The organism is Rhizobium sp. TH2 (assembly GCF_024707525.1).
Lineage (GTDB): Bacteria > Pseudomonadota > Alphaproteobacteria > Rhizobiales > Rhizobiaceae > Rhizobium_E.
In genome coordinates this window covers 5,213,196-5,232,858 of sequence record NZ_CP062231.1, presented here as the reverse complement: position 1 = coordinate 5,232,858, position 19,663 = coordinate 5,213,196, and the positions used below count along the sequence as shown (strand labels likewise).

The window sequence follows — 19,663 nt, the reverse complement described above, 5'->3', positions numbered from 1 at the left end:
GTTGTCACCCAAAAGGTGAAGTGATAGAGCGGCAAGCCGAAAGATAACGTTGGTGAAGCCGGATCTTCCGCACACTTCACTCCGGCCCCAAGAGGAAATACCATGGCAGACGCAACAACGAACGGCACGGAAGCAGCCCCCCAACCGTCCATCAACATCCTGGCGCAGTATACCAAGGATTTCTCGTTCGAGAATCCCGGCGCGCCGCGCTCGCTGCAGTCGCGCGAGAAGGCCCCGAACATCAACATCTCGGTCAACGTCAACGCCAACCCGATGTCGGAAACCGATTTCGACGTGGTTCTGACGCTCGACGCTTCCGCCAAGGAAGGCGACAAGACGGTGTTCCATGCAGAGCTTTCCTATGGCGGCCTGTTCCGCATCCAGGGCTTTGCCCAGGAACACATGCTGCCGGTGCTGTTCATCGAATGCCCCCGCCTGCTCTTCCCGTTCGCGCGCCAGATCGTTGCCGACGCGACCCGTAACGGTGGCTTCCCTCCGCTGATGATCGACCCGATCGATTTCGCGCAGATGTTCCAGCAGCGCATGGCCGAGGAACAGGCCAAGGCCAAGGTCGCGGCGACCAACTGATTTCGGTCGAGAGATTTGGACGATGAGACCCGGGAGGAGACTTCCGGGTTTTTTGTTGGATGAAGGTTGCGCTTCGGGTTGCCCCTCATCTGCCTGCCGGCATCTTCTCCCCGCAAGCGGGGAGAAGGGACTTGTGGGGCCATTCTTGCTCCCATCGAGGCGGTGCGAAGCTAGCGAGGAGAGCAAGCCCAGCGTCCCCTCGCCCCGTTCTTACGGGGAGAGGGCTAGGGTGAGGGGCAAGGAACTAGGAGAAGTCTATCGGCCGGCAATCAGTGCTTGGTCGCCGTTGCCGCAATTCCGTATCTCGCCCACACCGCCTTTTCACCAAGCTTCACGACCATTTCAGTATGCGCCGTGATTTCCTCGATCGTCAGGCGCGGTGACAGCGGGCGGGGACGGGCCATGATCTCGATGCTTTGCTCGACGATGACGCGGCCGCCGCGGCTATCGCTGGTACCACCGAAACCGAGGGCTGCCTGCTTGCCGCCGATCAGTTCGATATAGACCTCTGCGAGAAGCTCGGAGTCGAGAAGCGCGCCATGCTTTAGCCGGTGGGAATTGTCGATGCCATAGCGCCGGCAGAGCGCGTCGAGCGAATTCGGGCCCATCGGATGCTTGCGGCGGGCTAGCGCGAGGGTATCGGTGACCTTGGCCGGCACGATCGGCGGCATGTCGATGCGGGCGAGTTCGGCATTAATGAAGCCCATATCGAAGGTCGCGTTATGGGCGATCCACTGGCCATCGCCGAAGAATTCGAGGATCTGCTCGGCGACCTCACGGAATTTCGGCTTGTCGGCGAGAGATTCATCCGTGATGCCATGGACGGCCAGTGCATCCGGATGGACCTTCTTGCCATCGGCATTGATGTAGAGATGGATGGTGCGGCCGGTCGGAAAATGATCGACGAGCTCGATGCCGCCGATTTCGATGATCCGGTCCTCACGTGCATCAAGGCCCGTGGTTTCCGTATCGAAGATGATTTCCCGCAAGGCCATCGATTATCCCTTTGCCCGTAGTGCCGCCACGGTCTTCCGAACCTCGGCGCGAGCATGGTCAAAACCCCTGCCCGTGTCGATCAGGAAATCGGCGCGCTTGCGCTTTTCCACATCCAGCATCTGGCGCGACAGGATCATCTGGAACTTCTCCTCGGTCATGCCGGGCCGGGCCAGTACCCGGGCGCGTTGGATGTCCGGATCGCAGGTCACGACCACTGTCTTGTCGACGCGTGATTCGGTGCCGCTTTCGAACAATAGCGGGATATCGAGCACGATGATGTCAGCGCCTGACTCTCTCGCCTCGGAGATTGTCTCCACTTCCTTGCGCCGGACCAGCGGATGGACGATCGCCTCGAGCAGCTTGAAATCTTCGGGATGGTCGGCGAGCCAGGCCGACAGCTTCTTGCGGTCGACCTGGCCGTCATCCGTCGTGCCGGGGAAGGCGCGTTCGATCAGCGGCACCGCCTCGCCGCGATAGAGTTCATGGACCACCGCGTCGGAATCGATCACCGTCAGGCCTTCGTCGCGGAACATCTGGGCTGTGGTCGACTTGCCCATGCCGATCGAGCCGGTGAGACCGAGCCGGATCATCAATGCTTCTCCATGTCGGATATTATCAGCGCGCGAATCTCGGGCGTCACTTCAGGCCGCTGGCCGAACCATTTCTCAAACCCGGGCACCGCCTGATGCAGCAGCATGCCGAGCCCATCGGCGATCTTCATGCCTTGCGCTTTTGCTTGCATTAGGATCGGCGTGATCAGCGGGACGTAGACGATGTCGGTCACCAGCGCGCCCGAACGCATGGCGGTGAAATCGATGTCGATGGCATCCGAATCGTCCATGCCGAGCGAGGTCGTGTTGACGAAGAGATCGGCACCGGAAAGCCGTTCGGCCAATGCCGCCATCGGTCCGGCATGCACGCGTGGCCCGAAGCGGTCGGCGAGTTCCTGGCCACGTGCCTCGGTGCGATTGAGGACATGAACGGCGCCGAAACCGCGATCGCGCAGCGCCTGGATGATGGCACGGCTGGCGCCGCCTGCACCGAGAATGACGGCGGAATTCTTGTTAGCGTCCCAGCCCGGAGCTCGGTCATCAAGATTGTTGAGGAAGCCATAACCGTCCGTATTGGTGGCCTTGAGCCGGCCGTCGCGCAGGTAAAGCGTGTTGGCGGCCCCGAGTTCGGAGGCCAATTCATCAGGCTCGTCCGCGAGCGCGAAGGCCATTTCCTTGTGCGGAATGGTGACATTGCCACCGGCAAAACCCGACGAGCCATCCTTGAGAGCTGCGATGAATGTGGCGAAATCGGCCGGCGCCACCTCGACCGCCTCATAGCTTCCTGCGATGCCGAACTGCTTCAGCCAGTGACCGTGGATCAGCGGCGAGCGCGAATGCTTCACGGGAAAGCCGGTGACGAAGGCTTTCGTTAACGATGTTTCACGTGAATCACGCATCGATCAGTTCCAGCTGGCGCAGGCCGGCGAGCAATTTCAGCATCGGCAGGCCGAGAATGGTGAAGTAATCGCCCTCGATTTTCTCGAAGAGCTGGATGCCCGGACCTTCGAACAGATAGGCGCCGACACTCTGCAGGATGCCATCGCCGGAGAGATCAAGATAGGTCTGCAGGAAAGCAGGCGAAATGGCACGCATCGTCATCCCGGCGATCGAGACATCCGACCAGATGATCACGCCCCGGAAAGCGATCGCCACGCCGCAATTGAGGTGATGGGTCTGCCCCGACATGGCGCGGATATGGTCAGCCGCCTCACCCATGGATAGCGGTTTGTGGAACAGCCGGTCGCCCAGCGAGAGGACCTGGTCGGAACCTATGACATAGGCTTCGGGATTTCGCTCCGAGACCCAGAGTGCCTTGGCCCTGGCCAGTTCGACGGCAATCTCCGGCGGCTTGGCGTAGTTGGCGGCGAGCCGGGCTTCGACGCCGCGTTCGTCGATATCCGCACCCGCCGATTCGAATTGCAGTCCGGCGCCCTGCATCAACGATTTGCGCGAGGCGCTGTTCGAGGCGAGTATGAGTTTAGCCGACATGGACCCTTCCATTTTTGCCCGCGCATCCACTATCGTTGTTTGACGCGCAGGGCAACGATGGCCGCCGCCGTCTCCTCGATCGACTTTCGCGTGACGTCGATCACCGGCCAGTTGTGGCGCGCGCAAAGTTGCTTGGCATATTTGATCTCCTCGGCGATCGTCGCGCGATCCGTATAGGTATCCTGATAGCCGCTCGTCGAGCCGAGCACCCGGTTGTGGCGGACCTGGGAAATATGGTCGATCGTGGCGATCAGGCAAACGATGAGCGGCTTGCTCGCCGAATAGAGTTTCTCGGGCAAGGCCATGCCGGTGACGATCGGCACATTGGCCGTCTTGATGCCGCGATTGGCGAGGTAGATCGCCGTCGGGGTCTTCGACGTCCTGGAGATGCCGAGCAGGACGACATCGGCCTCATCCACATTATGCGGCAGCAGGCCGTCGTCGTGATCCATGGTGAAGTTGAGCGCCTCGATGCGGGCGAAATAGCCGGCATTCAGCTCGTGCTGGGCACCCACCCGCCGCCTGGATGGCGCACCGAGATAGGACTGGAAGATCTGCAGCACCGGCTCGATGACGGATACGCAGGGCACGCCCATGGCATTGCAGGCCTCATCGATGACGGCAGCGATTTCCTGGTCGATGACCGTGTGCAGCACGATGCCCGGCGCATGATCGATCTCGGCCAGGACATCGGCGACCTGCTTGCGGTTCCGCACAAGGGGATAGACATGCTCGACAGCGTGCGAATCAGCAAATTGCGACGCGGCGGCGCGGCCGGCGGCAATGAGAGTCTCTCCGGTGGAGTCAGAAATGAGGTGGAGATGAAAGAAGTTTTTACGGTTTTCCAAGCTTTTCGAGCGGCCCTGTTGATGACTGTGGAAATCCCCGCATGCTTAGGGAAGGGTTACCGACCGCCGGGGAAAAGGGCCGATTTGTCCACAGCCTTAGCACAAAAGGATAACCTGAAAACAGCGATGTGGAGAACCTTAAGGAAGTGTTACCTTTCCATGTCCGCCCACAATCTATCCACAGTCGATGACGATTGCCGATACCGTCCAGCGCATTGATTCCAATCGCTGAATCCCGCCCCTCCCCATTATTCGCTTGGCGGCGCCCAATCATTGTCCCCACTGACAAAACCGGTGCACGGACTCTGGATAACCCGACGCGACACTTTAATCCTTGAAACTCACCGACTCTTAAGAAATAGAAACTCTCTTATAAGGACTTAATATTTTTATAGGACGCCTGTGGGAACCGTAAAACGCAAGATCATCGAGGTGCTTGAAGGGCACACCGTTGCACCTCCACCGATCTGGCTGATGCGCCAGGCTGGACGCTATCTGCCGGAGTACAAGCATGTGCGGGCGACGGCGAAGGGTTTCCTCGATCTCTGTTACACCCCGGATCTCGCGGTCGAAGTGACGATGCAGCCGATCCGGCGCTTCGGCTTCGATGCAGCGATTCTGTTTTCCGACATCCTCGTGATCCCGGATGCTTTCGATCGCAACGTCCGCTTTGTAGAAGGCGAAGGACCGCTGCTCGATCCGATCGACGAGCATGGCATCAACCGGCTGCATATGCCTGATATCGAAGCGCGGCTCGCACCCGTGTTTGAAACCGTCCGGAGGCTGCGCAGCGAATTGCCCGAGGAGACGACGCTGCTCGGCTTCTGCGGCGCGCCCTGGACAATCGCCACCTACATGATCGCTGGACGCGGCACGCCGGACCAGGCCCCTGCCCGGCTCTTTGCCTATCGCCATCCGGTGGTGTTCGAGAAGCTGCTCGGCGATATCGCTGAAGCCTCGGCCGCCTATCTCGTCGCTCAGCTCGATGCCGGCGCCGATGCGGTGCAGATATTCGATAGCTGGGCGGGTATTCTTCCGGACCACGAGTTCTCGGAATATGCGGTAAGGCCCGTGCGGCGGATTGTCGATATGGTGCGGACAGCGCGGCCGGGTGCCAAGATCATCGCCTTCGCCAAGGGTGCGGGCTATAATCTGAGGCATTATCGAGCAGGCACGGATGCCGATGCAATCGGTCTCGACTGGACGGTGCCCTTGGATTTCGCCGCCGAGCTGCAGAAGGAAGGCGCAGTGCAGGGCAATCTCGATCCGCTCAAGATGATCAGCGGCGGGGTGGATCTCGATGCGGCGATCGACCGGATTCTCGACAAGCTCGGCAATGGACCGCTGATCTTCAACCTGGGCCATGGCATCACGCCTGAAGCCGATCCCGCCAATGTTGAACGGCTGATTTCACGGGTTCGCAGCTATGGGGCGGCGGCGTGAGCGGCAGTTCACCAGATGGCGCGAGGAGTGGGCTGAGGGCCGGCATCGCGCTCGGCGTGTTCATCCTCGCCGCCGTGCTGATCTACACCCTATCCGACGACAGTTACCTCTGGTTCAAGGCCTTCCACATCATGGCCGTGATCGCCTGGATGGCCGGGCTTTTCTACCTGCCGCGGCTATTCATCTACCATTCGGATGTGGCCGCCGGTTCCGAGAGTTCCGAACTGTTCAAGACGATGGAAAGCCGGCTCTACCGGATCATCATGAACCCCGCGATGATGATGGCCTGGATATTCGGGCTGTTCATCGCCTGGCAGGGCATGTGGTTCTCGGCCGGCTGGCTGCATGTCAAGCTGCTGGGCGTGATCGCGATGACCGGCATGCATGTCTATTACGGCCGCGCGGTGAAGGCATTCGGCCGCGACCAGCGGCCGAGAAATGCGCGTCATTGGCGGATCATGAACGAGGTGCCCGCGCTGCTGATGATCCTCATCGTGCTGATGGCCGTGCTGAAGCCATTCTGATATATCTTGCCAAAGCCAGCCGTTTCTGGCACAGCGCTCTTGCAGTGCGGAATTCGAAGCGCTATTTTGAGCCTGCTTCCCAAGCATTGTAGCGTGCCGCCCTTCTCCAGAGCATGCTTTCCCTGCCGACTTCCCCCGTCCGCTTTCCCGATCCCTTCCCTTCCAGTGGTTTAACTTCATGGCTGAAATGAAGCTTCAAGAACTTAAGAACAAGACTCCCACCGATCTACTCGCCTTTGCCGAATCAGTCGGCGTCGAGAATGCCAGCGTCATGCGCAAGCAGGAACTGATGTTCGCGATCCTCAAGAACCTCGCGGCTCAGGAAGTCGAGATCATCGGTGAAGGTGTTGTCGAGCTTCTGCAGGATGGTTTCGGTTTCCTGCGTTCAGCCAATGCGAATTATCTGCCCGGTCCCGACGATATCTACATCTCGCCCTCCCAAATTCGCCGCTTCTCCTTGAAGACCGGCGACACGGTCGAGGGCCCGATCCGCGGACCGAAGGAAGGCGAGCGCTATTTCGCCCTGCTCAAGGTCAACACGATCAATTTCGAGGATCCTGAAAAGATCCGCCACAAGGTGCATTTCGACAACCTGACGCCGCTCTATCCGAATGAGCGTTTCAAGATGGAACTCGAAGTACCAACCTCGAAGGACATGTCGCCGCGCGTCATCGACCTCGTTGCCCCGATCGGCAAGGGCCAACGTGGCCTAATCGTCGCCCCGCCGCGCACCGGTAAGACGGTCCTGCTGCAGAATATCGCCCATTCGATCACCGCCAATCATCCGGAATGCTATCTCATCGTGCTGCTCATCGACGAGCGGCCGGAAGAAGTCACCGACATGCAACGCTCGGTGCGCGGCGAAGTCGTCTCCTCGACCTTCGACGAGCCTGCCGTGCGCCACGTCCAGGTCGCCGAAATGGTGATCGAGAAGGCCAAGCGGCTCGTCGAACACGGGCGCGACGTTGTCATCCTGCTCGATTCTATCACCCGTCTTGGCCGTGCTTACAACACTGTCGTGCCGTCGTCAGGCAAGGTCCTCACCGGTGGTGTCGACGCCAACGCCTTGCAGCGCCCGAAGCGCTTCTTCGGTGCGGCGCGCAATATCGAGGAAGGCGGCTCGCTGACCATTATCGCCACCGCACTGATCGATACCGGTAGTCGCATGGACGAAGTGATCTTCGAAGAATTCAAGGGTACCGGCAATTCGGAAATCGTGCTCGACCGTAAGGTCGCCGACAAGCGCATCTTTCCGTCGATGGATATTCTCAAATCCGGTACCCGCAAGGAAGAACTGCTCGTACCGCGTCAGGATCTGCAGAAGGTATTCGTGCTGCGCCGCATCCTCGGCCCGATGGGCACGACCGATGCGATCGAGTTCCTCATCGACAAGCTCAAGCAGACCAAGACCAATGGCGACTTTTTCGATTCGATGAACACCTGATATTTCGCCGGATTCTTAGCCGGATTCAATTCGAGGGCGCTGCGTATCTAACGCGGCGCCCTCTTCGCGTCTGGCGCTTTGGCTTGTGAACCCTCGGAAATTGGGCTATGGGCCAGCAGAATTGCTGCCTTCCGGCAGAACTCATCCATTCATAGCTGAAGACATCATGCCGCTATCGCGTGACACCATCTATGCCCTGTCGTCCGGTGCGCTGCCTTCCGGCGTCGCGGTGGTACGCGTCAGCGGCTCGCGGTGCGCTGACGTCCTCGGCATGCTTTGTGGCCCCGCGATAGAACCACGCCATGCGACACTCAGATGGATTCGGCGGCGGAACGGTGAGCCGATCGACAAAGGGTTGGTGCTGTATTTCCCGGCCCCAAATTCCTTCACCGGCGAGGATTGCATTGAATTCCAGTTGCACGGTGGCCGCGCCGTCGTTGATGCCCTACTCGATGAACTCTCAGGCTTCGAAGGACTTCGTCACGCGGAACCCGGCGAGTTTTCTCGGCGGGCGTTCGACAACGGCAAGCTGGATCTCGTCGAGATCGAGGGCCTCGCGGATCTGATTTCCGCCGAGACCGAAATGCAGCGGCGCCTGGCGCTCGAGCAATCAAGCGGCGCGCTTTCCAAACTCTATACAGGCTGGGCCGACAGGCTGACGCGGATTCGTGCGCTGATCGAGGCCGAACTGGATTTCCCCGACGAGGATGACGTTCCGGGAGCGATGAGCGATCGGCTGTGGCCGGAACTCGACGCCATCGCCCGTGACATGCGTGCCCATCTCTCGAGCAAGCGGGCCGCGGAGATCATTCGCGATGGTTTCAGGATCGTCATTGCCGGGAGGCCGAACGCCGGTAAGTCGAGCCTCCTGAATGCGCTGGCGAAGCGTGACGTTGCGATCGTCACCAGCATCGCCGGCACCACGCGCGACATAATCGGGGTTGATCTAAATATTGACGGCTTTCTGGTCCATGTCATGGACACGGCGGGACTTCGTGAGACCGATGATGAAGTCGAGCGCGAGGGCGTGCGCCGGGCGCTGAAGTCGATGGAGGAGGCGGACCTCGTATTGGTGTTGAAGGACTGCATGGATCCAGCGGACTTCCCAGGGGTGTCAGAGGGTTCGGCGGTTCTGTATGTACTCACGAAGTCCGATCTGTTAGAAGATCGCTCGGTCGATGATTCCAGATTGCGGTTGTCGACGAAGACTGGCGAAGGCTTCGATTCACTTACGAAACGAATCTCCAACGAAATATCGACCCGAACGACGAACGGTCTTTCACTGGCTCCAGTTCGAGCACGGCAGATTTCTAATCTTCATGAAACTATTGAAAAGATTGAAGAAACTGTCTTTTCAAAGGATCTGCCACTGGAGCTTCGAGCGGAATTGCTACGCCGTGCATCGCGTAGCTTGGGTAAGATCACCGGAACCGTCGATGTCGAAGATTTGCTGGGCGTGATTTTCTCGGAATTCTGTATTGGAAAATAATGCGCGCAGAGCGAGTCTCTGTTTCACGTGAAACAACAAGTGGCAATGATTCGCTTGCGCAATAGTTGGTGTAGCTATGGTTAGAGATTTTGATGTGATCGTCATCGGTGGAGGGCATGCCGGCTGTGAGGCCGCATCCGCATCGGCTCGCTTCGGCGCGAAAACCGTGCTGATCACTCACAAGCAGGCGACCATCGGAGTTATGTCCTGCAATCCGGCGATTGGTGGCCTGGGAAAAGGTCATCTTGTTCGCGAGATTGATGCGCTCGATGGTCTGATGGGCCGTGTCGCGGACGCTGCTGGAATACAATTTCGCATGCTGAACCGGCGCAAAGGTCCAGCTGTTCGTGGACCGCGGACGCAGGCCGACAGGAAGCTTTACCGCGAAGCGATGCAACTCGAAATCGTGAACCACGAGAATCTGACCGTCGTCGAAGGCGATGTTTTGGATCTTCGAGTCGTATCCGGAACGATCTCGGGCGTTATAATGGCGGACGGTCGTGAACTGTCCGGCGCAGCCGTTGTGCTTACCACAGGTACCTTCCTTAAGGGTTTGATTCATATTGGAAACAAGAAAATCCCGGCAGGACGTGTAGGCGAGGCCCCGTCCGTGGGGCTTTCCGGAACGCTGATGCGCGCGGGACTATCATTGGGCCGACTCAAGACCGGCACACCGGCCAGGTTGGATTCCCGAACCATTGATTGGAAGGCCGTCGGCCGTCAGGGCGCGGACGAGCACCCGATTCCGTTCTCCTTTATGACTGAAACAATCGCAAATCCTCAAATCGAGTGCGGCGTGACCCGTACGACGCCGGCCACCCACAAGATCATATCCGACAATATCGGACAGTCCGCGATGTATTCGGGCCAGATCGAGGGCGTAGGCCCGCGATACTGTCCTTCGATCGAGGACAAGATCGTCAAGTTCGGGGAACGCGATGGCCACCAGATCTTTCTGGAGCCAGAAGGCCTGAACGATAACACGGTTTACCCCAACGGCATTTCCACATCGCTCCCGGAAGATGTCCAGGAGGCATTTATCAAGACCATCCCTGGACTGGAGAATGTGACAATACTTCAGCCTGGTTACGCAATCGAGTATGACCACGTCGATCCCCGCGAACTGCACCTCTCCCTCGAAGCCAGGAAACTTCCGGGACTGTATCTAGCCGGGCAAATCAACGGCACGACGGGCTATGAAGAGGCCGGCGCTCAAGGCCTTGTGGCTGGACTGAATGCCGCACGCGCCGCTGGCGGCTCCGAATCTGCGACCTTCAGCCGAACGAACTCCTACATCGGCGTGATGATTGACGATCTGACATCACGCGGCGTCGTCGAGCCCTATCGTATGTTCACCTCCAGGGCCGAGTACCGGCTGTCCTTGCGTGCAGACAATGCCGACCAGCGTCTCACACCAATGGGCATGGAGTTGGGTATCGTCGGCCGCGAGCGCGCGAGCAAGTTCACGGCATGGACGGCGGAGATGAACCGGTACCGGAATGAACTCGGCGAAAAGACCCTGACACCCAATGAGGCGCGGGAATTCGGTCTCAACATAAATCTCGACGGCAAGCGCCGGTCAGCTTACGAGCTCATGTCGCACCCCGCCCATGATTTTGATACGATGGCTCGGATCTGGCCCGAACTCGGCGACGCCAGCCGTCGTACCGCTGAAGCGCTTGATATCGAAGCATCCTACGCCGTCTACATGGACCGCCAGGAGGCTGATATCGCCGAGGTTCGCCGCGAGGAGACCAAACTTATCCCCACGTCCCTGGACTATACGTTGCTGCCCGGCCTCTCGATCGAATTGAAGCAGAAGCTCACACGCGCCAAGCCAGCCAGCATCGCACAGGCCTCGCGTCTCGAGGGCATGACCCCGGCCGCAGTCTCGCTATTGCTACTTGCGGTGCGGCGCCATGTGGAAGAACAGAGCCTCGCCGGATGAGTGCAACGGGAACGAGTCTTGGCCGCAGGCTGAACGGCAAGGCTGTTTCACGTGAAACAGCAGAGCGGCTTGATCACTTTGCAGCGCTCTTTTCCAAGTGGGCAAAAGCCATCAATCTGGTGGCGCCTTCGACTTTGAGCGATCTATGGGAACGTCATATTGCCGATTCAGCGCAGATATTTCAATTGCAGCCAGTGCCGGGTATCTGGCTGGATCTCGGTAGCGGTGGCGGCTTTCCAGGCATAATCACCGCTATCCTGCTGGCGCAACAGGGCGCCGGCTGGGTACATCTGGTTGAAAGCAATAACAAAAAGGCCGCATTCCTGCGCACGGCACTTGCCGAGACCGGTGCACGGGGCAGTGTCCATGCGCTACGCATAGAAGCCGCCGTGGATGCCGTACTAGCTGCGGACTATGTTTCCGCGCGTGCGCTTGCCGACTTGGATGGACTGCTCGGCCTGATCAATCCTTGGGCGGAGAGGAACGACAAACTGAAGGCCTATCTGCATAAAGGCCGGGATTACCAGAGCGAGATCGATAATTCGCGTAGGCGATGGCATTACGATCTGGTAATACACGACAGTGTTATCGAGAAAGACTCCGTCATCCTCGAAATTGACGGCATCCGACCCCTTAAAGGCTAGCTCGGGCAAATCAATGAACAAGCCGAAATACCGCATTATCACGATCGCCAATCAAAAGGGCGGCGTTGGCAAGACGACTACCGCAATTAACCTGGCTACCGCGCTGGCGGCCATCGGCGAGCGCGTACTGATCATCGATCTCGATCCGCAGGGCAATGCCTCGACGGGCCTCGGCATCGACCGCAAGGATCGCAAACTTTCCACCTATGACCTTCTCGTCGGCAACAACACCGTTGCGGAAGTCGCAATGCCGACGGTGGTGCCAAATCTCTCGATTGCAGCATCCACCATGGACCTGCTCGGCGTCGAGATGGAGATTGGTCACGAGAATGACCGCGTTTTCAAGATGAAGAAAGCGCTGCAGCATTCCGATGCCAACGTCTATGACTATATCCTGATTGACTGCCCGCCATCCTTCAATCTCCTGACCATGAATGCGCTGGCGGCTGCACAATCCGTTCTGGTGCCGTTACAATGTGAGTTCTTCGCGTTGGAAGGCCTGAGCCAACTTCTGGAAACGGTCGATCAGGTGCGCCGTACGGTTAACCCGATGCTGGATATCCAAGGTATCGTACTGACTATGTTTGATTCGCGAAACAACCTTGCCCAACAGGTGGTGTCTGATGTGCGCCAGCATCTGGGAAGCAAGGTTTATCAAACACTTATACCCCGGAACGTGCGGGTGTCAGAAGCGCCGTCCTATGGCAAGCCGGCCATTCTCTACGATTTGAAATGCGCTGGCAGCCAGGCATATCTGCAGCTAGCATCCGAGGTGATCCAGCGCGAGCGGCAGAGCCGCGCAGCATAATCGATTCTCAGGCGAAACGAGTTTGGAATAGGCAGATGAACGACGATCCCTCGAAGCGCAGACTAGGGCGCGGCCTTGCCGCATTGATCGGCGAGATGGACCAGCCGATGTCGGAGATGGCGAGCCGTCCCAGCGTCAATGCCGATCGCAAGGTAGCTATAGACCTGGTCGTCCGCAATCCGAGAAATCCGCGCAAGCATTTCGCCGAGGAGGATCTGCAGGATCTGGCCTCCTCGATCCGTCAGCATGGGATCGTGCAACCGGTTGTCGTGCGTTCCGTCGCGGATGGCCGGTTCGAGATCATCGCCGGCGAGCGTCGTTGGCGTGCGGCGCAGCTCGCTGGGCTCAACGAAATTCCCGTCATTATACGGGAAGTTGACGACCGCACCGCGCTTGAACTTGCAATTGTTGAGAATGTCCAGCGCGCCGATCTCAATCCTGTCGAAGAAGCGCTTGGCTACGAGCAATTGATCGCAGAGCACGGCTACACGCAGAACGACCTCGGAGAGGTCATCGGCAAGAGCCGCTCGCACGTCGCCAACAGCCTGCGCCTGCTCAAACTGCCCGACTTGGTGCGCGATATGCTATTCGCCGGTACGCTTTCGGCTGGCCATGCGCGGGCATTGATCCCAACAAGCGATCCACTTGGCCTGGCGCGGACGATCGTTGCCAAGGGGATGTCGGTCCGCGATGCAGAGCGCCTGGCGCAGAACAACATCAAGGCGCAGAGCAATCCGGTGCTCGAGACGAAATCCGCCGAGAAAGATCCCGATACGCTAGCCCTGGAGCGCACGCTCTCAGACAGCCTCGGCCTTAGCGTCACCGTGAACCACAAAGGTACTGGCGGCGGCAAGCTGATGATTTCCTATAAGTCGTTGGAACAGCTGGAAGAAATCTGCCGGCTGCTTGAGCGCCGGTAATCGATTCACCTACGGAACGATCAGCCTCTTGAACGACCACGCGCTGCAATGAGTGTCGTCGCGAGCAATGTCTGCATCGCGATCGTGTCCTCAAGACTGGAGCGTTGACGGCTCTGCAGGATCGCGGCCTGGAGACGGTTCATTTCGGTTGAAATGGCCGCGGCGTTCCAGTTGCGCAACGCGCCCTCGATCACCGGCTTGCGGCGGAAATGAAGATGGCGGCCGTGGATGTTCAATGCATCTTGAGCGCTGACGCGTCTTTCATCCATCTCGGCCCGCATGAGATCCAGCATCTGGAACTGGCGCAGGCAGCCCTGCAGCACGAGAAACACTGGGGTCTTGGAGGCCACGACCTTCTGCACCGCATGCAGGAAATCGGGCAGATCGCCCTTGAGGATCGCATCCACAGCGTCATCGGCGGATATCGCACTGGCATCACCGACTATATCAAGAATGTGCTGTTCTTCGATCGTGCCGTCGCCCTGAGCATAGAGTGCCAGTTTGCGAATTTCGTTGCGAGACGCGATTCGATCGCCGCCGAGACTGTCGAGCAGCAGCGAACGGGCATCGGCAGTGATCCGCAAGCCGGATGCGGCCAGTTCCTCATCGATCAATGAATTCAATGCCTTGGCATCATCCGCATAGCAAGGAATGGCGACTGCGGCTGAGGCACCCTCTGCTGCCTTCCGGAGATTGGCGCCCTTTTTCAGGTCGCCGGCCTCTATGATGATCCAGGCATTATCCGGTGGATTCTGGGCTATGCCAGACAGCGCGTCCGACAGGTTCTTGTCCGCGCCGGCACCCTTGATCCATATGAGCTTTTCGCCGCCGAACAAGCCGGTCGAGTTGGCTTCGTCGTAGAGCCGGCCCGGGTCGGCGTTTATATCGGAGGCTTCGAGCCGCATGAAGGAGAAGGCGTCCGCCGTATCGACGCCGGTCATTTTAGCCAGCTCGCCCGCGCGCTCGGAAACCAGACCGCGATCAGGGCCATAGATCAGGAATATACGATATTCCTTCGCCCGCCGTTTGACGAACTGGTCGAATTCGTGCGCCTTGATCTCCGCCATTGCCCGCCCCTTACCGGCCGAGCCAGCTCGCGATATCGGCGCGCATCAGTTCGGCGAGTTCGCGTGCGGCGCGATTTTCCGCGTCACGTGTCGCGCGGATCTTGGCGAATTCCTGGTTCGGGTAATCGACTAGCGCCACGGCTCGACGCTTGCCTGTCTTGAGGATTTCGCCCGTTCCATGGCGAGTCAGCGTGAAATCGGCGCGCACTTCGACGCGGCCGGCGCGCGGCAGGTCGGTATCGAGATCGAGCAGCACGCCGATATAGCGGGTGGCGACGTTGAAATCGACGTCATATTCGGGATTGACCGGCTCGCCTGCACCCCTGCCCGCCATGAAGACGAGATTGTTGCGGACTTCGAGTTCGACGCGGTCGTCAGCCTCTGAGAAATCGATCGAGGCGAGGGCTGCGGCCGTGTCCGAATTGGTGGCGTAGAGCGGCTTGACCTGGCAGCCGGCAGCAAGAAGCAATGCCGACAGCCCGGCTGCGGTCATGATCCAGCGGCCGAGCCCGAAATTTCTCACGTCAGACAACGACATTCACGATCCTTTGCGGAACCACGATGATTTTCTTCGGCACTTTTCCGTCCAGGGCAGCGCGTACGCTTTCAAGCTCCAGCACCGCGCGCTCGACCAGACTTTGATCCGCATCGCGGGCAATTGTCAAATCCGCTCGCTTCTTGCCATTGATCTGGACCGGCAAAGTGATCTCGTTCTCGGCGACCAGCGCCCCGTCATAGACCGGCCACGCGGCCTCGGCGACAATGCCCTCGCACCCGAGCAGCTTCCAGCACTCTTCGGCCAGATGCGGCGTCATCGGCGCGATCAGGCGGATCAGGATTTCGACCGCCTCGCGGCATGCCGAAACTGTAGCCGAATCGACTTTACCGGCGGCAACTTGGCCGAGGGGCACGGCAAGGGCATTCACCAGTTCATAGATCCGTGCCACGGCCTTGTTGAAGCCAAGACGGTCGTAATCCGACTGCACGGCTTTCAGCGTCTTGTGAGCGATCTGCGATACGACCAACGCATCGCCATCCTTAGCCGGCTTAGCTTCTGCGGCCTTCAGAACGTCGGCAGCCTCCGAAACCAGTCGCCAGACGCGCTGTACGAAGCGGTGCGCGCCCTCGACGCCAGCTTCCGTCCAGATCACGTCGCGGTCGGGCGGCGAATCGGAAAGCACGAAAAAGCGTGCCGTATCAGCACCATAGGAGGCGATGATATCATCGGGATCGACAACGTTCTTCTTCGACTTCGACATCTTTTCGATCGATCCGATGACCAGTTCCTCGCCGGAGGACAGCATATAGGCGCGGCGCTTGCCGTCGACTTCCTCGATCTTGATCTCGGCGGGTTCGATCCAGGCGCCGTTCTGGCCTTCGCCCAGGCGGTAGGTCTCATGCACGACCATGCCCTGGGTGAACAGGCCCTTGAAGGGCTCGTCCAGCCCCACGTGACCCGTCGCCCGCATCGCACGGGTGAAGAAGCGGGAATAGAGCAGGTGCAGGATCGCGTGCTCGATGCCGCCGATATATTGATCGACCGGCAGCCAGGCGTCGGCGGCGGCGGGGTCGGTTGGCGCGTTCTCCCACGGCGCGGTGAAGCGCGTGTAATACCAGGAGGAATCGACGAACGTATCCATCGTGTCTGTTTCGCGCCGTGCATCCCTGCCGCATTGCGGGCAGCCGACGTGGCGCCATGTCGGATGGCGATCGAGCGGGTTGCCGGGCAGGTCGAAGGTTACGTCATCCGGCAGCTTGACCGGCAGGTCCTTCTTCGGCACCGGAACGACACCGCAGACTTCGCAATGGATGACCGGGATCGGGCAACCCCAGTAGCGCTGGCGGGAGATGCCCCAGTCGCGCAGGCGGAAATTGACCTTGCGTTCGCCCTGAGGCGTGCCGTCGAGCACGGCTGCAGCCAGGCGCTCGGCAACGGCGTCGAAGGCCGTATCGGTGGCCATGCCATCGAGGAAGCGCGAATTGATCATCGTGCCGTCGCCGATATAGGCTTCATCGGTGACCTTGAACGCATCCTTGTCGGCGCCGGGCGGCATCACAACTGGAACGACCGGCAGATTGTATTTGTTGGCGAAATCCAGGTCGCGCTGGTCGCCCGACGGGCAGCCGAAGATCGCGCCGGTGCCATATTCCATCAGAACGAAATTTGCGACATAGACTGGAATTTCCCATGAGGGATCGAAGGGATGAGCGACACGGACGCCGGTGTCGATGCCCTTCTTCTCGGCTGTTTCCAGTGCCGCCAGCGAGGTGCCATGCCTGCGGCATTCATCGCAGAATTCGGCGATCGCAGAATCCCTTGCGGCTGCGGCTCTCGCCATCGGATGGTCGGCGGAGATCGCCATGAACGAGGCGCCGAAGATCGTATCCGGCCGGGTCGTATAGACGGTGAGGTCGTGTTCGTTCGCCGGCGAAGTTCCGGGGACGACTTTCCAGCGAACGATCAGGCCCTCGGAGCGGCCGATCCAGTTCTTCTGCATCAGCCGGACCTTTTCCGGCCATTGGTCAAGGTGATCGAGCTGGTCCAGCAGGTCCTGGGCGAAATCGGTGATCTTGAAGAACCACTGGGTCAGCTCGCGCTGTTCGACCAGCGCGCCGGAGCGCCAGCCGCGGCCATCGATGACCTGCTCGTTGGCGAGCACGGTCATGTCTTCCGGATCCCAGTTGACCTTGGAATTCTTGCGATAAACCAGGCCCTTTTCCATCATGTCGAGGAACAGGTGCTGCTGGCGCTGGTAATATTCCACGTCGCAGGTCGCGAATTCGCGCGACCAGTCGAGCGACAGGCCCATGCTCTTCAGCTGGCTACGCATGGAGGCGATGTTTTCGTAGGTCCAGGTCTTGGGGTGGATCTTGTTCTTCATCGCGGCGTTTTCGGCCGGCATGCCGAACGCGTCCCAGCCCATGGGATGCAGCACGTTGAAGCCGCGGGCACGCTTGTAGCGGGCCACGACATCGCCCATCGCATAGTTGCGCACATGGCCCATATGGATGCGGCCCGAGGGGTAGGGGAACATCTCGAGCACGTAGTATTTGTCGCGCGGATCGTTGTTGTCGGTCTCGAAAACCTTGTTTTCGGTCCAATGTTTCTGCCAGCGCGGCTCGACTTCGCGCGGGTTGTAACGTTCTGTAGCCATTGTACTCTGCGACCTGAATTCTCGGAAATTTTGGGCCTGACCTTCATCATGAAAGGGCGCTCGCGTCAAGCTTTCCGGGCCTTGCAATCGGCGCGCGATGCGCTAGTCAGAGGCGGAACAGAGGATTTGAAAATGACGGTTCTGGAGCGGTTCGAAGAGATCAAGGCGCGGATGGCGAAGGCTGCCAACGAGGCGGGTCGCACCGATGGCGGCGCTGAACTCGTGGCCGTCACCAAGACCTTCGGTGCCGATGACGTAAGGCCGGTGCTCGAAGCCGGGCACCGGATCTATGGCGAAAACCGGGTGCAGGAAGCCGAGAGCAAATGGCCGGCGCTCAAGGCGGAGTTTCCCGGCGTCGAACTGCATCTCATCGGGCCGCTGCAATCCAACAAGGCGGCGGATGCGGTGTCGCTATTCGATGTAATCGAGACGATCGACCGGGAGAAGATTGCGCGAGCGGTGAAGGCAGAGATGGAAAAACAGGGCCGCCAGCTCAAGCTCTATGTGCAGGTGAATACCGGCCTCGAGCCGCAAAAGGCCGGTATCGCGCCCGATGACACGGCCGCATTCGTGGCCTCCTGCCGTGGGGAACTCGACCTCGCGGTCGAGGGCCTGATGTGCATACCGCCGGCGGATGAAAATCCGGGGCCGCATTTCGCGCTGCTGTGCAAACTCGCCCGGGAGAGCAGCGTCGAGCGGCTCTCCATGGGCATGTCTGGCGATTTCGAAACGGCGATCGCCTTCGGCGCGACCAGCGTCAGGGTCGGTTCGGGGATTTTTGGCGCGCGTTGAGGTCACTCGATGGATGAGCAGCAATCGGTGACCTTTACCATGACCGCTGACGATCACGTCGCCGGGGCGAAACTGAGCGTATTGCGGGTGTTGAAGAGGCCATTCAGGCCGCTAACCATCGTCGGGATGGTCTGTATAGTCCTGCTCATCGCCGTGGCGGTGGTCCAGACCGTCCGGAGTGGCCAGCTGTCACTCGCTTCACTCGTAGGCTTCGCTCCCTTGGCGGCATTCGGTTTGCTGCTTTATTTCGTCACGGCGCCCAGCGCCGCACGCCGCAACTTCAAGTACAACAAACAGAATCACCACCCGATGATCCTGTCCTGGGATGCTGGCGCGTTCGATTTTCGAAGCAACGAGAACCGCTCCCATATTGAGTGGGCGGATCTCTATCGGAGCATGGAAAACAGCAAGGTTATGCTGTTCTTCGTCTCACCGCAGATAATGTGCATTGTGCCGAAGCGGATATTGACGGCTGCCCAGATCGAACAACTGCGCCACTATCCCCACTTGAAATAGCAATCCGCTCCGGCGTTTACACAGAGGCAAGAGCTCCGTCACTCTCGTTCAAACAGCCCGCGTGGCCGACGAAGCGCGCGCGGCCTGCACCAGGAACAGCACGATGGCGATGATGGCGAGAATCGAGCCGATCTTCGCCAGCATGTCGCCCTTGCCCTGGATCGCCATGATGATACCCGGGAACATGAACCAGATCGCCAGATGCGTTGCAGCGACCTGGATCTTGGCGAGCATGGTCTGGGCGGCGCCTGGAAACAGCGTGTAGAAGCCTCCGAAAATCGCCATCAGCACGCCGCCGATGAGATTGAGATGGGCATGCGCGGGCGCCAAAGTATGGTCCTGCGTCGCCGACATCCAGATGCCGAATACCATGCCGACAAGCAGGTAGACGGGTGAAGAGATCCAACAGATTCTGGCAAGCGTGTTCATGAAAATTCCC

Annotated in this window: 20 protein-coding genes; 11 read left to right on the top strand and 9 right to left on the bottom strand. The window is 59.5% G+C overall.

The window, feature by feature from the left end:
• Positions 1-102: 102 nt before the first annotated feature.
• Complete coding sequence (gene secB / locus IHQ71_RS25640) at positions 103-588, top strand: protein-export chaperone SecB (protein WP_258159229.1); 486 nt, start codon at positions 103-105, stop codon at positions 586-588.
• A gap of 269 nt (positions 589-857) precedes the next feature.
• Here the strand turns inward: secB and dnaQ are convergent, their stop codons facing one another.
• Genes dnaQ through IHQ71_RS25615 form a run of 5 tightly spaced genes read right to left on the bottom strand, consistent with a single transcriptional unit; the run spans position 858 to position 4,474 of the window.
• A complete protein-coding gene (gene dnaQ / locus IHQ71_RS25635) occupies positions 858-1,577 on the bottom strand; it encodes a DNA polymerase III subunit epsilon (RefSeq protein ID WP_258162951.1) in 720 nt (239 codons plus the stop codon).
• Positions 1,578-1,586: 9 nt separating this feature from the next.
• Positions 1,587-2,174 (bottom strand): dephospho-CoA kinase, encoded by a 588-nt coding sequence (coaE, locus tag IHQ71_RS25630; RefSeq protein WP_258159228.1) that lies wholly within the window; start codon positions 2,172-2,174, stop codon positions 1,587-1,589.
• The gene (locus tag IHQ71_RS25625; protein ID WP_258159227.1) at positions 2,174-3,034 is read right to left on the bottom strand and encodes a shikimate dehydrogenase; all 861 of its coding nucleotides are present in this window, start codon (positions 3,032-3,034) and stop codon (positions 2,174-2,176) included. Before IHQ71_RS25625 ends, coaE begins: the two co-directional genes overlap by 1 nt.
• Positions 3,027-3,626 carry a Maf family protein gene (locus tag IHQ71_RS25620; RefSeq protein ID WP_258159226.1) on the bottom strand — a complete coding sequence of 200 codons (600 nt, stop codon included), beginning with the start codon at positions 3,624-3,626 and terminating at the stop codon, positions 3,027-3,029. Before IHQ71_RS25620 ends, IHQ71_RS25625 begins: the two co-directional genes overlap by 8 nt.
• 29 nt (positions 3,627-3,655) lie before the next feature.
• Positions 3,656-4,474 (bottom strand): pyruvate, water dikinase regulatory protein, encoded by an 819-nt coding sequence (locus IHQ71_RS25615; RefSeq protein ID WP_258159225.1) that lies wholly within the window; start codon positions 4,472-4,474, stop codon positions 3,656-3,658.
• Between the two features lie 402 nt (positions 4,475-4,876).
• Between IHQ71_RS25615 and hemE the strand changes: the two genes are divergently transcribed.
• From hemE to IHQ71_RS25575, 8 genes are all read left to right on the top strand, one after another.
• Positions 4,877-5,917: a uroporphyrinogen decarboxylase gene (gene hemE / locus IHQ71_RS25610; protein ID WP_258159224.1), complete on the top strand. Its 1,041-nt coding sequence runs from the start codon at positions 4,877-4,879 to the stop codon at positions 5,915-5,917.
• Positions 5,914-6,441 carry a protoporphyrinogen oxidase HemJ gene (gene hemJ, locus IHQ71_RS25605; protein WP_258159223.1) on the top strand — a complete coding sequence of 176 codons (528 nt, stop codon included), beginning with the start codon at positions 5,914-5,916 and terminating at the stop codon, positions 6,439-6,441. Before hemE ends, hemJ begins: the two co-directional genes overlap by 4 nt.
• A gap of 178 nt (positions 6,442-6,619) precedes the next feature.
• Positions 6,620-7,885 carry a transcription termination factor Rho gene (gene rho, locus IHQ71_RS25600; protein ID WP_258159222.1) on the top strand — a complete coding sequence of 422 codons (1,266 nt, stop codon included), beginning with the start codon at positions 6,620-6,622 and terminating at the stop codon, positions 7,883-7,885.
• 166 nt (positions 7,886-8,051) lie between these two features.
• Positions 8,052-9,374 carry a tRNA uridine-5-carboxymethylaminomethyl(34) synthesis GTPase MnmE gene (gene mnmE, locus IHQ71_RS25595; protein WP_258159221.1) on the top strand — a complete coding sequence of 441 codons (1,323 nt, stop codon included), beginning with the start codon at positions 8,052-8,054 and terminating at the stop codon, positions 9,372-9,374.
• Positions 9,375-9,450: 76 nt separating this feature from the next.
• Positions 9,451-11,322, top strand: coding sequence for a tRNA uridine-5-carboxymethylaminomethyl(34) synthesis enzyme MnmG (gene mnmG / locus IHQ71_RS25590; RefSeq protein WP_258159220.1), 1,872 nt, complete (start codon positions 9,451-9,453; stop codon positions 11,320-11,322).
• Positions 11,319-11,966: a 16S rRNA (guanine(527)-N(7))-methyltransferase RsmG gene (locus tag IHQ71_RS25585; protein ID WP_258159219.1), complete on the top strand. Its 648-nt coding sequence runs from the start codon at positions 11,319-11,321 to the stop codon at positions 11,964-11,966. The genes mnmG and IHQ71_RS25585 overlap by 4 nt, the downstream gene beginning before the upstream one ends.
• 13 nt (positions 11,967-11,979) lie before the next feature.
• Positions 11,980-12,774: a ParA family protein gene (locus tag IHQ71_RS25580; RefSeq protein WP_258159218.1), complete on the top strand. Its 795-nt coding sequence runs from the start codon at positions 11,980-11,982 to the stop codon at positions 12,772-12,774.
• Positions 12,775-12,809: 35 nt separating this feature from the next.
• On the top strand, positions 12,810-13,694 hold the full coding sequence (locus IHQ71_RS25575) for a ParB/RepB/Spo0J family partition protein (protein ID WP_258159217.1): 885 nt from the start codon (positions 12,810-12,812) through the stop codon (positions 13,692-13,694).
• Positions 13,695-13,714: 20 nt separating this feature from the next.
• On the opposite strand, the gene holA is transcribed toward IHQ71_RS25575, so the two are convergent.
• The 3 genes from holA to leuS are packed head-to-tail and all read right to left on the bottom strand — an operon-like array spanning position 13,715 to position 17,916.
• Entirely contained in the window at positions 13,715-14,761 is a 1,047-nt protein-coding gene (gene holA / locus IHQ71_RS25570; protein WP_258159216.1) for a DNA polymerase III subunit delta, read from the bottom strand.
• Between the two features lie 10 nt (positions 14,762-14,771).
• Positions 14,772-15,299, bottom strand: a complete 528-nt coding sequence (lptE, locus tag IHQ71_RS25565; RefSeq protein WP_258159215.1) for an LPS assembly lipoprotein LptE — start codon at positions 15,297-15,299, stop codon at positions 14,772-14,774.
• Positions 15,286-17,916 (bottom strand): leucine--tRNA ligase, encoded by a 2,631-nt coding sequence (gene leuS / locus IHQ71_RS25560; RefSeq protein WP_258159214.1) that lies wholly within the window; start codon positions 17,914-17,916, stop codon positions 15,286-15,288. Before leuS ends, lptE begins: the two co-directional genes overlap by 14 nt.
• A gap of 132 nt (positions 17,917-18,048) precedes the next feature.
• Between leuS and IHQ71_RS25555 the strand changes: the two genes are divergently transcribed.
• The gene (locus tag IHQ71_RS25555; RefSeq protein ID WP_258159213.1) at positions 18,049-18,708 is read left to right on the top strand and encodes a YggS family pyridoxal phosphate-dependent enzyme; all 660 of its coding nucleotides are present in this window, start codon (positions 18,049-18,051) and stop codon (positions 18,706-18,708) included.
• Positions 18,709-18,717: 9 nt separating this feature from the next.
• Positions 18,718-19,224, top strand: a complete 507-nt coding sequence (locus tag IHQ71_RS25550; RefSeq protein WP_258159212.1) for a YcxB family protein — start codon at positions 18,718-18,720, stop codon at positions 19,222-19,224.
• 48 nt (positions 19,225-19,272) lie between these two features.
• On the opposite strand, the gene IHQ71_RS25545 is transcribed toward IHQ71_RS25550, so the two are convergent.
• Complete coding sequence (locus IHQ71_RS25545) at positions 19,273-19,653, bottom strand: hypothetical protein (RefSeq protein WP_258159211.1); 381 nt, start codon at positions 19,651-19,653, stop codon at positions 19,273-19,275.
• Between the last annotated feature and the right edge of the window lie 10 nt (positions 19,654-19,663).

Excerpts from the sequence above, each read along its gene's own strand:
- holA (WP_258159216.1), bottom strand. The coding sequence starts at position 14,761 with ATGGCGGAGATCAAGGCGCACGAATTCGACCAGTTCGTCAAACGGCGG.
- rho (WP_258159222.1), top strand. The coding sequence starts at position 6,620 with ATGGCTGAAATGAAGCTTCAAGAACTTAAGAACAAGACTCCCACCGAT.
- IHQ71_RS25580 (WP_258159218.1), top strand. The coding sequence starts at position 11,980 with ATGAACAAGCCGAAATACCGCATTATCACGATCGCCAATCAAAAGGGC.
- IHQ71_RS25545 (WP_258159211.1), bottom strand. The coding sequence starts at position 19,653 with ATGAACACGCTTGCCAGAATCTGTTGGATCTCTTCACCCGTCTACCTG.
- IHQ71_RS25585 (WP_258159219.1), top strand. The coding sequence starts at position 11,319 with ATGAGTGCAACGGGAACGAGTCTTGGCCGCAGGCTGAACGGCAAGGCT.
- IHQ71_RS25620 (WP_258159226.1), bottom strand. The coding sequence starts at position 3,626 with ATGTCGGCTAAACTCATACTCGCCTCGAACAGCGCCTCGCGCAAATCG.
- mnmE (WP_258159221.1), top strand. The coding sequence starts at position 8,052 with ATGCCGCTATCGCGTGACACCATCTATGCCCTGTCGTCCGGTGCGCTG.
- IHQ71_RS25575 (WP_258159217.1), top strand. The coding sequence starts at position 12,810 with ATGAACGACGATCCCTCGAAGCGCAGACTAGGGCGCGGCCTTGCCGCA.
- mnmG (WP_258159220.1), top strand. The coding sequence starts at position 9,451 with ATGGTTAGAGATTTTGATGTGATCGTCATCGGTGGAGGGCATGCCGGC.
- IHQ71_RS25555 (WP_258159213.1), top strand. The coding sequence starts at position 18,049 with ATGACGGTTCTGGAGCGGTTCGAAGAGATCAAGGCGCGGATGGCGAAG.
- secB (WP_258159229.1), top strand. The coding sequence starts at position 103 with ATGGCAGACGCAACAACGAACGGCACGGAAGCAGCCCCCCAACCGTCC.
- coaE (WP_258159228.1), bottom strand. The coding sequence starts at position 2,174 with ATGATCCGGCTCGGTCTCACCGGCTCGATCGGCATGGGCAAGTCGACC.
- lptE (WP_258159215.1), bottom strand. The coding sequence starts at position 15,299 with ATGTCGTTGTCTGACGTGAGAAATTTCGGGCTCGGCCGCTGGATCATG.
- IHQ71_RS25625 (WP_258159227.1), bottom strand. The coding sequence starts at position 3,034 with ATGCGTGATTCACGTGAAACATCGTTAACGAAAGCCTTCGTCACCGGC.
- IHQ71_RS25550 (WP_258159212.1), top strand. The coding sequence starts at position 18,718 with ATGGATGAGCAGCAATCGGTGACCTTTACCATGACCGCTGACGATCAC.
- leuS (WP_258159214.1), bottom strand. The coding sequence starts at position 17,916 with ATGGCTACAGAACGTTACAACCCGCGCGAAGTCGAGCCGCGCTGGCAG.